10 protein-coding genes are annotated in these 12,132 nt (G+C 54.3%); 4 read left to right on the top strand and 6 right to left on the bottom strand.

What is annotated here, in order from left to right:
* Positions 1–74 precede the first annotated feature (74 nt).
* The 5 genes from HP572_RS03470 to HP572_RS03490 form a co-directional block, all read right to left on the bottom strand.
* Complete coding sequence (locus HP572_RS03470; protein ID WP_205552675.1) at positions 75–497, bottom strand: biopolymer transporter ExbD; 423 nt, start codon at positions 495–497, stop codon at positions 75–77.
* Positions 498–509: 12 nt separating this feature from the next.
* Positions 510–1,250 carry a MotA/TolQ/ExbB proton channel family protein gene (locus HP572_RS03475; RefSeq protein ID WP_240584787.1) on the bottom strand — a complete coding sequence of 247 codons (741 nt, stop codon included), beginning with the start codon at positions 1,248–1,250 and terminating at the stop codon, positions 510–512.
* Between the two features lie 82 nt (positions 1,251–1,332).
* On the bottom strand, positions 1,333–2,214 hold the full coding sequence (locus HP572_RS03480; RefSeq protein ID WP_371745318.1) for a TonB family protein: 882 nt from the start codon (positions 2,212–2,214) through the stop codon (positions 1,333–1,335).
* A 153-nt stretch (positions 2,215–2,367) separates the two neighbouring features.
* Positions 2,368–3,333, bottom strand: coding sequence for a FecR family protein (locus HP572_RS03485; protein WP_240584789.1), 966 nt, complete (start codon positions 3,331–3,333; stop codon positions 2,368–2,370).
* 9 nt (positions 3,334–3,342) lie between these two features.
* Positions 3,343–3,864 (bottom strand): sigma-70 family RNA polymerase sigma factor, encoded by a 522-nt coding sequence (locus HP572_RS03490; protein ID WP_205552671.1) that lies wholly within the window; start codon positions 3,862–3,864, stop codon positions 3,343–3,345.
* A gap of 409 nt (positions 3,865–4,273) precedes the next feature.
* Here HP572_RS03490 and HP572_RS03495 point away from each other — a divergent pair, with 409 nt between their 5' ends.
* The 4 genes from HP572_RS03495 to HP572_RS03510 are packed head-to-tail and all read left to right on the top strand — an operon-like array spanning position 4,274 to position 8,991.
* Positions 4,274–6,655, top strand: a complete 2,382-nt coding sequence (locus HP572_RS03495) for a TonB-dependent receptor (RefSeq protein ID WP_240584790.1) — start codon at positions 4,274–4,276, stop codon at positions 6,653–6,655.
* 60 nt (positions 6,656–6,715) lie between these two features.
* Positions 6,716–8,518, top strand: a complete 1,803-nt coding sequence (locus HP572_RS03500) for an ABC transporter ATP-binding protein/permease (protein WP_240584791.1) — start codon at positions 6,716–6,718, stop codon at positions 8,516–8,518.
* Positions 8,499–8,693 carry a hypothetical protein gene (locus HP572_RS03505; protein WP_240584792.1) on the top strand — a complete coding sequence of 65 codons (195 nt, stop codon included), beginning with the start codon at positions 8,499–8,501 and terminating at the stop codon, positions 8,691–8,693. Before HP572_RS03500 ends, HP572_RS03505 begins: the two co-directional genes overlap by 20 nt.
* A 19-nt stretch (positions 8,694–8,712) precedes the next feature.
* On the top strand, positions 8,713–8,991 hold the full coding sequence (locus tag HP572_RS03510; RefSeq protein ID WP_240585683.1) for a DPP IV N-terminal domain-containing protein: 279 nt from the start codon (positions 8,713–8,715) through the stop codon (positions 8,989–8,991).
* 181 nt (positions 8,992–9,172) lie between these two features.
* Here the strand turns inward: HP572_RS03510 and HP572_RS03515 are convergent, their stop codons facing one another.
* The gene (locus HP572_RS03515; RefSeq protein ID WP_240584793.1) at positions 9,173–12,130 is read right to left on the bottom strand and encodes an autotransporter domain-containing protein; all 2,958 of its coding nucleotides are present in this window, start codon (positions 12,128–12,130) and stop codon (positions 9,173–9,175) included.
* Positions 12,131–12,132 lie beyond the last annotated feature (2 nt).

Raw genomic sequence — 12,132 nt, forward strand, 5'->3', positions numbered from 1 at the left:
TTATATGTTTATATGACACGGCTTTTTATGGGCTGATGCTGGCGATGGAACCAGCACCAGTACGGAAGGGGAGATCAGGGGGCTTTGACGGGTTGCAGGACGAAATCGATTTTGCTCAGGCCACGCTGTTGGGCGCTGGTCATGACATACGCCACCCGACCATATTCGACGGCCTGATCGGCAAACAGCCGTATATTCGGGTGAGTGCCTTCTGCTGAAGCGGCATCGAGTTTGGCGATCAGTTGCGCATCATCAATCGCTTCTTTGTTCCAGTTAATCTGCCCGGTCGCGGTAATGGCGATATCCACCGCTTGCGGATCTTTCTTGATTTTCTCGACGCTGGCGCGCGGCAGATCCACTTTGACGGCGTGGTTAATCACCGGCAGGGTAATCATAAACACGATCAGCAGCACCAACATGACGTCGATAAACGGCGTCATGTTGATATCGTTAAGCAGCGCGTCGTCCTGACTTTCAAACGGGGATGACATACTCATGGCGTGTTCCTCTTAGGCGGATCGCTCAACGGGGTGAGTGGGTTCATACCGCGTAGTGCTATTCAGGTCGGTCAGGCTGGTGTCGACGCGTGCGCCCGTCAGCAGGTAGGCGTGGAGATCGTGCGCAAAGCGGTTCATGGCATGCAGCACGATGCGGTTGCGGCGGTTGATGGCGTTAAACCCTAATACGGCGGGGATCGCCACAAACAGACCAAATGCCGTCATTATTAACGCTTCGCCGACCGGGCCTGCCACCTGTGCCAGGTCGGGCTGGCCGATGGTACTGATCGTTTGCAGGGCGTGGAAAATCCCCCATACGGTGCCCAGCAGGCCGATAAACGGCGCGGTGCTGCCGATGGATGCTAGCGTTCCGAGGCCGGATTGCAGCTTCCCGGCGTTAGTGTCCAGCGTGTTGCTCAGGCCGCGCACCAGCCAGTCGCTGAGATCGACGTGTCCGCCTAGCGTGGAAGAGAATTTGTGTGGATGTTTCAGCAACGCATGTCCTTCGATCACCAGATCGCGGAACGGGTTAAAACGCTGCTTACCGAATTTCTCGACGCTCGCTTGCAGGCTGGTCGCCTGCCAAAAGGTATTGCGACTGTATTGCACGCTCTTGTTCAATGCGAGCAACTGCCGTGCTTTGAGCAGCATGACCGTCCATGACAGCAGCGACATGATCAGCAGAATGATGGCTACCGAGTGGGTAACCACATCGCCCTGCTGCCAAAAATGGTAGATATCTAACGTGTTCATGTGTGACCTCTTATGCAATAACTTGATTCGGGAGTAGTTTGCGAAACGGCGGATACGCTGTTTCAACGCCGCTGCGTTTTTATTAGCGACTCAGCCGGAAATTAACGGGCTGAATCGTCATGACGGTAATGGCCTGCCCATTTTCACGGTAAGGCGTACAGCGCGCCTGTGCCACGGCATCAACGGCGGCCTGATCGAGTGCGTCATAGCCGCTGCTGCGGGCAATGTCGTGCCGGATCAAACGTCCTTCCGGGTTAATTACCAGACGAACCAACACGTCACCTTCCTGCTGGAGACGCTTGGCGCGGCGAGGATAGTCTGGCTGTGGGACGACACAGCCAACGGAGGCGACCTGCTTGGGCTGCGCGCCGGGGCTGTTCTGCATCAAATTACCTTTGCTGGACATGGTGAGCGGCCCGGCCGTCGTCTCTGGTGCGATGGGGGGCGTTTCCGCTGAGGTACGCGCGGCGGGCTGACGCTCGGCGATGGTTTTCGGTCGGACGGGCTGCGGTTTTACTACAGGCTCCACCGGCGGCTGGTGAACTTCTTTTTTGACTGGCGGGGGCGGCGTCTGCTGCTCCTCGACGACGGGTTTTTCAGGAACCGGTGCAATTTCACGTTCCCCTTGTTCTGACGTCAGCACAGGTGGCTCCGGCGACGGTTCGTGAATCGGCTCAGGTTCTGGCGCTTCGACCATTGTGGCCTGAATGCTTACGCTGGCTGCCGGATTAAGTAGATTGATCGGTGTGTATTCGGTGGTGCGCGTGATGAGCAGCGCAGCGACTCCCGCGTGGATCAGCGCGACGGTCAGAAAGCTGAGCGCTATCTTCCCCATTTCTCCCCGAACGGGCGCAACCGCTGTCATGCTGCGCGCTGGTTGTGCGGGGACGGCATCACGCCGTGCGGTAGGAACCGCATCAACGCGTGCGTTTAACGAAAGGTGTTGCACGGATGCCTGTTGCACGTTTTCCTCTGCTGCTCTTGCTAACCGTGTTGGACGTTTCATCCAGCCCTGAACACGGAACGATGATGACCTCTATTAACGATGTGCAACGAGGCGGAAAAAGTGTCACCACGCGCGTGAAATTTTTTATCCATCCTCTTTTGTTGATGAGGGTCAGGCATTGGCGGCGCGAATGTGTATCCAGTAATCGGTGGTATGCACAATGGCGATGGGCATGGTTTGCGCCAGCGAATCCAGCGTGTAATTCAGGTTGTCTAGCGGGAAATTGCCGCTAACGCGTAAATCGGCGATGGCAGGATCCAGCCGGATGATGCCAGGGGTGTAATCACGCAGTGCGCTGATGACGGAAGCCAGCGAACGATCGCGTACTTCCAGACGACCGTGTAACCAGTCTGTTTCTGATTCCGGTGTAACGGCGACCTGATAGAGTGTGGAACGATCGAACCACACGCCCTGACCGGCGTGGAGGCGCAAGCTTTGCCCGGCGTGGTTGGTAATTTTGGCGATGTTATCCAGCACACCGACATGGATACCACCGCTTTCATGGCGCACATTTATCGTGGACTGAAGCGCGACGATATCGCCCATACCGGTGGCGATCACAAAGGGGCGCTGCGTATCTGGTTGAATCTTGGCGAAGAGACCGCCGTTATGCAGAGCAACCTGACGTACTGGCGTCTCTGGACGTACGTTGATATCGACAGCGGTACGCGCATTTAGCATGAGCATACTGCCGTCGCTGAGTGGAACCTGCTGGCGCTGTGCCGTTGCGGTCTTTACGTCGGACACCAGCGGCGACAGCGGATAATGCCGATTAAGCAGCAGGCTGCTTAGCGACGCAACGGCAACCATCCCCAGCCCGTATTGCAGGACTTTCCGTCGACTTGATGGCGCCAGTAGCGCCTGACGAATCGGTTCGTGAGGCAGCGCGGCGAGGAGCGGCTGAAATTTTCCCAGCGTGCGCTCAATGTGTTGGCAGGCTCGTTCGTGCAGCGGGTTTTCGTATCGCCAGCGGCGGTACTCATCGTAATCGGTTTGGGTTGCTTCACCAGAACGGAGTAGCACCATCCATTCAATGGCCTCTTCGGCAACCGGGTCATCCATGTGTTGTCTTACCATGCGGTTCACCTATGCGTCACTGCTGTCCTGCGTGGCCAGATAGCAGTTGGTCAGCGCTTTGGCGATATATTTTCTCACCATACTGGCAGAGACATTGAGTTGTACGGCGATGTCGGCGTAGGTCATGCCATCAAGCTGGCTGAATAGAAAGGCCTGCCGTGCTTTGGTGGATAAACCATCCAACGCCTGATCGATGGTGAGCAGCGCTTCCATCAACAGCTGTTGCTCCTCTGGCGACGGATGATGATATTCCGGTTTACTCGCCAGTGCTGCGAGATAGGCTTTTTCCAGATCGCGCCGACGCCAGTTTTCATACAGGACGCGTTTAGCGAGCGTGGTGAGCATCGCACGCGGTTCCTGTACGTTGGCAAGGTTTGGCAGAGAGGCTAAGCGTAAAAACGCCTCTGAGGCGACATCCTCAGCTTCACAGCCGTAGGCAATACGGCGGCGTAATTTTTCCGTTAACCAGCGGTAGTCGCTGCGAAATATGAGCGACAGTAAGTCGGGTTTCTTAACAGCCTCTGTGTACATGGGCATCCTTAAATAGCGTAAATCACAACAATGCTTGAGCCGGGATACCCCCAGGGCCGCAGAACAAAAGGAACGATGCGTCCTGTGCTGTTTTTAAGTCAAAATGTGAAGGAGTCAAACCACCTTTTTTTTCTATGGTTAGTTAGAAATGTTCTGTTACTGCCTGAAATGGATAAATTGCTATTTCCAGATATTTCTGCAAAGGAAATAAAAAGAAGGTGCGGAAGAGAGACGTATTACCTGTATTAAAAACACCAAGAAAAAGTGTTTTCTAAATCAAGATGTTCACTATCGTGAAAAAATAATTACAGGAAAATATGACTTTCCGCTGTCACTTTTTCATCGTCATTGCACAACTCATACGAAGACCAATAAAAACTGATTTGTTGAAGCAATTGACGAGGGAAAAATGAAAAAACGCAATACTGCCTCTCCCGCTCTGGGGCTAAGTTTTAAGAAACGCTTATTTTTCACGAATATGCTGGCGATGAATTCTGCGCTATTCATGGGGGCGACGGCCGTTCCTGTTAGCGTCTACGCCGCCGGTGAAAATGACACGATCGCTTTTGCTATTCCGGCGGGCGATCTGCAAAAAGGGTTATTGGCGATTGCCAATCAAAGCAAGCAGACGCTCTCTTTTAATCCTGCGTTGGTGGCGAATTACCAGAGTGCTGCGCTGAATGGCAACTATTCAACGCGTCAGGCTATTTTACGCTTACTGCAAGGCACGCCCTTATTATTGACGACGACGGATAATGGTACGCTAACCATTGTTTCTTCTCGCGCCAATGATGCGGAAGTGGCGCAGGCGAGTGATAAAACGCTGCCCGCGATTACGGTCAGTGCGGGTAGTGAAGATGAAACAGTATTGAATCCTGGCACGTCGTCTTCGGCATTACGCACCAGCACCTCGCTGCAACAAACGGCGCAGTCGGTGCAGGTGATCAGTAATAAGCTGATTAACGCCCGTCAGGCGACATCGCTGGAAGATGCGTTAAAAAACTCAGGCAGCGTGGTCACGATTCAGTCAAACCGTGGCACGCCTACGTACTGGATGCGCGGCTATGCTGTGACGTCCGGTGCGACGGACGGCTTGTCCGGATCCAGCAATGCAGGTATCGGCCAGGGGACGGCGATTGAAGGCATCGAACGGGTAGAAGTGCTGAAAGGGCCGCAGTCGGTGCTGGCGGGGAGCAGTTCCGCCGCAGGGACGATTAACGTTGTACGTAAAAAACCGGTAACCGAACCATTGCATGTGCTTAAAGTAGAGGCGGCGCGCTACGGTGAATTTAAAACGGCGATCGATCTGGGCGGGGCGCTGACGGATGACAAAGCGTTCAGCTACCGTTTGAATGCCTCAACCATGAAATCTCAGCACTCCTTTCCTGATTACAACGGTAATCACGGCGATTATTTAGCGCCAGCCCTGACCTGGAAAAATGATAATACGCGGATTACCGTCGGCGCCGAAGTCAATCAGGCGCGTAAATCGGGCCCTGCCGGGACGATTTACGCGAATGGAAGAATACAGAAACTGCCGGAATATCGTCTGGGGGATAAAGACGATCATAACAAGATGAAAACGACGAATGCGTATTATGAACTGGAGCAAAAACTCGTCAACGACTGGACATTCAACAGTAAAGCCGGTTTCCAGAGTACATCTTCACAGATGAAGATGAACGAAACGCTCGATATTGCTGCTAATGGCGACAAAATCAGCCATCCGTTAGCTTACAAATCGACCAATCAGACGTGGAGCCAGCAAAACGATATTCGTGGCAAAATCGAAACCGGGCCTGTCACGCAGACGCTGTTGATTGGTCATGATTATAAGCATGAACGCTATGCCAGCTATGACGGCAACTTTATCCTGATGACCAATGGGAATGTGTATAACCCAGATTCATTAGTGTTCCCCGGCATCGGTGAACCGAACAGCCGAACCTATACCTCTAAACTGATTCAGAGCGGTTTCCTGTTCCAGGATCAGATCGACGTCTTTGACCGCCTGCATTTCCAACTGGCGCTCAAACGTTCGACATGGAATAACTCCTACCTGGTAGGGACGAGAGCCTCGACGTATACCGCCACGAAGTGGATCCCCAATTATGGTGTCAGTTTTGACATCACACCGGACGTCACGATTTACGCCAACTTACTGAATAGTTTTAGCGGCAGCGCACAAATCTCACGTTCAGGCGTTCAGCTTCCGCCGACGACGGGGCAATCGAAAGAAGCGGGACTGAAGTTTAACCTGCTCGACGACAACCTCACGCTGACGACGGCGGCATTCAGCATTGAACAGAAAAACCTGACGGTAAGCGACAGCAGCGGTTTCCCTATCGCGACAACGGGGAGAAAGAGCGAAGGTTTTGACGTGGATCTGAACGGTTCGCTGTTGCCGGGGTGGGATGTGACGGCCAGCTATACCTATTCGGAAAACAAAGACCCGAACACGATTCGTTCCAGCAGCACGAATACGCCACGCCATTCGGTTAACGCCTGGACATCCTATGAAATACAGTCCGGCCGCTATCAGGGGGCTGGAGCCTCGGTTGGGATTAACGGCGCGTCGGACACGCAAAACGGCAGAGGTAATGAGAGCTTCAGAATGGGGAGCCAGTACTCAACCGATGCGTCGGTGTTCTATCGCCAACCTGACTGGTCGCTCACTCTGGGGGTCAATAACGTCTTCGATCGCGATATCTACTACACCAGTACCACACCGCTGTATATCGGGGTGAAAGAAGGGCGGACATGGCGTCTCACCGGGACGTATTCGTTCTGATAATCCGTTTGGCGAAAACGAAAACGGGCATTCACACGAATCAGCAGGTAGAGACGGCGCATGAACGCAAGAGAGACAAGTACGGCAAGACCGGGTATCAGCCAGATTCTGATACCCTATTGGCTGACGTCGGAGAAATATCTGGCGCTGCTTATTCTGGCGATGATTATTAGCATCAATCTGGGGACGGCTTACATCAGCGTGGAGGTGAACCGCATATCGGGGAAATTCACCGACGCGTTGATTGGGCTAGATTGGGAGCAAATCAAACCGCTGTTTATCTTCAGCTTTGTGCTCGGATTGAGCGCGATGATGCTGAGATGGGTAAACGTACTTGGTCAAGGCTATCTTGCGCTGCGTTGGCGTACCTGGATGACGCTTCACTATATTCGGCGCTGGACGGGAACATCGGCTTATTACGACATCGAAAGGGAAGGGGCGCTGTCGAATATCGATCAGCGCATCGCTGATGACGTTAATGAGCTGGTCTCTGCCTCGCTGAATTTTTTTCTTAGCCTCATCTCGGTCGTCATCAGCACCGTAACGTACACCGCGCTGCTGTGGTCCGTTTCCGGGGTGCTGCGTTTCTCCTTTATGGGCAGCGACTGGGCAATATCCGGCTATATGGTTTATGCCCTTTATATTGAATATTTTCTGCAAATTTTGCTGTCGCACTGGCTCGGTAAGGCGTTGATAAAGCTGAACATGAACCAGCAGAATGCGGAAGGTGACTTCCGCTTTCTAGGCGTTCAGTTACGTGAAAATGCCGAGCAGATTGCCTTCTACCAGGGAGGCGCACGCGAAGGTGAACGTCTTGCTCAGCGGTTTGCGCGCGTGCGTGATAACGCGTTGTCCGTGCTGCTGCGTGGCTTCAAAGTCTCGTTTGGTCAGAGCCTGTTTAGTCATTTCCTTTCACCATTACCAACGCTGTTGGCGCTGCCGCTTTTGTTAAGTGGTGAAATCACCTTTGGCGACCTGACGCGTATTCAGATGGCTTACGGTTCTCTTGGGGCGACGTTGAGCTATTTCATGCAGGCATATCAAGCCTTCACGCGTTGGCTGGCGCTGACGAAGCGTTTGCAGGATATGGAAGAAGCGTTGAATAAAAGTGAGCAGTCACCTTCGCCCATTCGAGTAACGGAACACGATGGCCCGGAATTTTCCTGCCAGAATCTGCGGTTGTTAACGCCCGATGGTCGGGCGCTGACGGCGCTAGACGACTGGCAGGTTTTTCCCGGCGAGCGCTGGATGATCAACGGGGCGTCCGGCGTAGGTAAGAGCACGCTGCTGCGTGCCTGTGCTGGACTCTGGCAGCATGGTAGCGGGTTGATTGCGCGACCTCGCCGCTGTCGCTCCCTGTTTTTACCCCAGAAAAGCTATCTGCCTACGGGATCGCTAAAAGCCACACTGTGCTACCCCGGCAATGCGCGTGATTTTACCGACGAACAGTGCCGGGAGGCGCTGATCGACAGTGAATTACCGGATATGACCTCGAAATTAAATGATGAAGATCGCTGGCAGCAGCGGCTATCCGGCGGCGAGCAGCAGCGCGTGGCGATCGCGCGTACGTTGCTGCACCGTCCTGACTTTATTTTTCTGGATGAAGCCACGAGCGCACTCGATCCTGAAACAGAACAGTGGGTTTATCAGACGTTGGTAACCCGTTTGCCCGACAGCGCGATTATCAGCGTGGCGCATCGGGAGGCGCTGGCCGCATTCCATACTCACCATTTGCACCTGACACCGTTAACTGAAAGTGATAACCATGATGAACGGAAAACCCAAACGGAGGATGACGCGCCGCCGAATCAACACGCTGATAGCGCTATTGGCGAGCGCAGCCTTGCCTGGCGCAGCGAATGAATCTCCTGACCTGAGCCGCGAGAACTATCGCCTCATCAGGGAGCAAGGACAGCATTATCGCACGCTGGTTCATCACTATCCGGGGCGAGTGGTGTGGCAGTCCGACGGGCAGACATTTTTCTACCGTCGCTCGATAGCGGCGACAGCCGAAGCACCGTCAGATTTTTTATCCTAAACCGAGCGATACGCTGGATATTCCGCAGCCGGTGCTGGTGGAGGTGGCTTCGCGTCGCATCACCGCTATCGATCCTGCGCAGTTTCCCAACCCTTATTCGCTTTCTTACCCCGTTTGGCGGAAAGACGGACGTACATTCACGTTTGACTATAACCAGCGCGGTCATCAGACGTATCGGGTGATTGAAGTGGATAGTGAGACCGCCACGCCGCGCGTGCTGATCAACGAAACGTCAGACACGCTTATCGATTACATGCCGCTAACGGGTGTGGCGGCGGGGCTTACGGTCAGCGGCTGATGTGGGATTTCTTTATTCGTCATTTGGCAGGACGAAAGACGCCAGACTGGAATCGCCCGGTGCAGGAAAAGCCTCCGGTGCGCTAAACGATCTCGCCGATGTCGTCTTCATCGGCGAGTAATACTTCCATCTTTATCATGATGTTAACGCCGACGGAGGGGCCGTCGGCGTCATCGCGTTATCAGAAGGACACGTCGACACCGCCGCGCAGCACTTCTTCGTTACCGCGATCGGCAAAGTGTTTGTCAGCGCGCAGGAAGAAACGGGCATCCGCCGCTTTACCTATATCCAGCCTCACACCTGCCCACTGCGAGTCTTTGTCCAGTCGAATGCCCGGAATATCGAGGTGCTCTCCTTCGCGGCCCAGCCCGCTCCAGCGCGCAGAGACATCAAGCGACGGGTTGGTGAATGCATGCTGGTACTCACCGCTCACGCTGACACTGCTCCACCATCCCTGATTCCATTGCAGCAGCGCGCGCAGGTTAACCCCTGTCAGGCCAACGGTGCGGGAATAATCATTGCCTTCCCCCGTCAGGCCAAACGCGCTACCGGTATCCGTAAAATCACCGGTGGACAGATAGCTGTATTTGAGTCCTGCATAGGGTTGTACGCTAAATATATCGTTGAGCGCCCATTCGTAACCAGTTTTGAGCAGGCTCTGCCAGCTATCGCTTGAGGTACTGCTGGAAACGGCTTCGACATTATTCAGTAAGATCGAACGGCTTAACTTATCGCGACCACGCTGATAGCTCAGGTTGCCCTGAATATACCATTCTGGCGTGAGGTTATAACGTGCGTAGGTCATCACCCCGTGCAGCTTATTCTCACTGCTGCCGCCGCTGCCCTCGTAATCTGCTTTGATCTGGCTGTTGGTATAGGCGATCCCGGCACGTAATCCCGGCGTGTCGAAGTCGGTATCCGTACCGATGGCAGTCAGCGTGATGTCGTAATGGCTGCCCAGATAGCCGGACTGTTTCAGGTCGCCGCGCAGCTTGCCGGTTTCAATCCACAGTCCGTAGTTTTTCCCGTTCCCTAACAGATCCAAGCGGTTGTTCAGGAGCTGGTTCTGATAATCCAGACTGTTAAACAGAATGGCATTGCTGGAGGCGTGTGCCTGACCGGACAGCGAATCCAGTGCGATAGCGGCGGCACTCGCGCTGCCTAACTGCTGGAAGGCAGCGGCTTTAGCCAGTAAACCGGCTTGCTGCTCGCTGGTTGAGGACAGCGTTGACCAGCGATCGGCAACCTGTAGCGCCGATTCAACATTCGCCGCTGTCTGCAACTGCGCGGCGCTGTGCAAACCGATGCTGGTGGCCGCTTCTACGGTATTCAGGCGGCTGAATGCGCCAGTGACATCATTGCTGCCGTAAGTCAGGTTCCCCGTCAGGAATAGCCCCAGATCGGTGGTACGGAATGTTCCCGTGATGCCCTGATTACTGTGCAGCAGGGTTTCCTGTGTTTGGACGATGTAGGTATTGCTGGGCAGGCCAACGCGCAATGTGCCATCCAGCGCCGCGCTGCCTTCAACGGTGAACGGGTTGGTCAGCGTTACGCTAAGCAGGCCGTTGCTACCCTGCGCGTAATTGCCTGCGACGGTCAGCCCCCCTTCTGCGGTGGTGGCAACGATACCCGTGTTACTCACATTCCCGCCAATGCGGCCTTTTCCTGCCAGCGTGCCGGAACCGGATACGCTGGCGTTGCCCGCAATGGAGCCGTCAACGTACAGACTGTTGGCGGTGATTTGCGTATCGCCTTTATAGGTGTTGTTGCCAGTTAAATGCAGAACGCCCCCCGCATTGCTGGTACCGTTAACGATCAGGCCGTAATCGCCGCTGATATTGTTAGCGAACGTGTAGTCGCCTGCGGTTAAACGCGCGGTGAAGTTATCGGCATAAAACATGGCCGGGCCTTTCACCGCTTTTTCGACGTCCAGATCGCCCCAGCCAAAGGTATCGTTATAAGGGCGTCCGTTGGCGGTGTCGGCTACCGAAATATAGGCCGGATGGAAAACACTTCCTGTGACGTTGCCGTCGCTGTCTCGGATGATTTCGTAGTAAGCGTTCTCCGCGTCGTAGCGAGTATACCCATCGGTGTGGTAGGTCGCGGTAGTGAGTAACGTCTGTTGCAGATTATATCCGGTCATCCACGGGTAGACGGCCTGTACTCGTGAAGCCCCGCCTGCAACGCGTGGAGCCGCGAAGGAGGTACCGTGCGAACGCTCTGAAGAGCTGCTGCCCGCAACGGGATAATCAACATAGCCCGGTGCGCTCATGCAGTAGACGGCGACATTGCCGCATTTATCAAAAAGATACATTTCAGCAGGGCGCTCATTGCCTTCCTGGCCAACCCATTCGGGGATATAGCCCGTGACGGCCAAAATGCCTTTTTGCAGCGAGGTATCGCCAAAAATCAGCGGGATCTGCGTATTGGGTGATGGCGTTGAACCGGCATTATTCCCCGTGGCGACAATGCTCAGCGCTTCGGCATCGACAATGCTTTTCAATTCGTTACGCACTAAGAGATAGCTAAAATTGTTTCTGGCGCTGTTAAATGTCTCGGTGGTCGTCAACCGCTCATCTTGTCCATAGGACATATTGATGATTTTCACGCCTGAATTGAGCAACCAGTTCACGGCAGACTTGGTGTTTTGGTAATCGAAGCGGTTATTTAACGACGTTTGCGCAATATAGAGTTGACTGTCGGGTGCGACGCCTCCTGCATAGCTGTCTGTCGCCAGACCTGCCAGCGCGAGTGCCACCAGCGTGCCGTGGCCGTTAACGCCTTGATTATCGTTAAGCTGTGAACCGCCGACAAAAGAGGAAAAATGCAGATTACTGTAATTAAATTCCGGGCGAGCTGCTTCCAGACCGGAATCAATAATCCCGACTTTAACGGCGGATGCGGTCGGGGTTTCCGGCGTTGTGGGTGTGGTTGGCGTCGTCGGTGTCGTCGGCGTAGTGGGGGAGGGCGATGTTGGCGCGATGCTGGTAGTTTCACCGCCGCCACCTCCACCACTGCCGCAGCCTGCCAGCATCAGCAACGCGAGACTGATATTGGCGGCGATAATGGATTGGCGAAATGTTTTTCTTTTTGGCGAATCATTCTCTTTTAATGAAAATAGCTGAACTGCCGTCGTCATTG

Origin of the sequence: Pectobacterium sp. PL64, assembly GCF_022477975.1 — a bacterium.
In the GTDB taxonomy this organism is placed as follows: domain Bacteria; phylum Pseudomonadota; class Gammaproteobacteria; order Enterobacterales; family Enterobacteriaceae; genus Pectobacterium; species Pectobacterium jejuense.

Bases quoted from the DNA above. Each gene is read 5' to 3' on its own strand.
- HP572_RS03470 (WP_205552675.1), bottom strand. From the start codon at position 497: ATGAGTATGTCATCCCCGTTTGAAAGTCAGGACGACGCGCTGCTTAAC.
- HP572_RS03475 (WP_240584787.1), bottom strand. From the start codon at position 1,250: ATGAACACGTTAGATATCTACCATTTTTGGCAGCAGGGCGATGTGGTT.
- HP572_RS03485 (WP_240584789.1), bottom strand. From the start codon at position 3,333: ATGGTAAGACAACACATGGATGACCCGGTTGCCGAAGAGGCCATTGAA.
- HP572_RS03490 (WP_205552671.1), bottom strand. From the start codon at position 3,864: ATGTACACAGAGGCTGTTAAGAAACCCGACTTACTGTCGCTCATATTT.
- HP572_RS03495 (WP_240584790.1), top strand. From the start codon at position 4,274: ATGAAAAAACGCAATACTGCCTCTCCCGCTCTGGGGCTAAGTTTTAAG.
- HP572_RS03500 (WP_240584791.1), top strand. From the start codon at position 6,716: ATGAACGCAAGAGAGACAAGTACGGCAAGACCGGGTATCAGCCAGATT.
- HP572_RS03515 (WP_240584793.1), bottom strand. From the start codon at position 12,130: ATGACGACGGCAGTTCAGCTATTTTCATTAAAAGAGAATGATTCGCCA.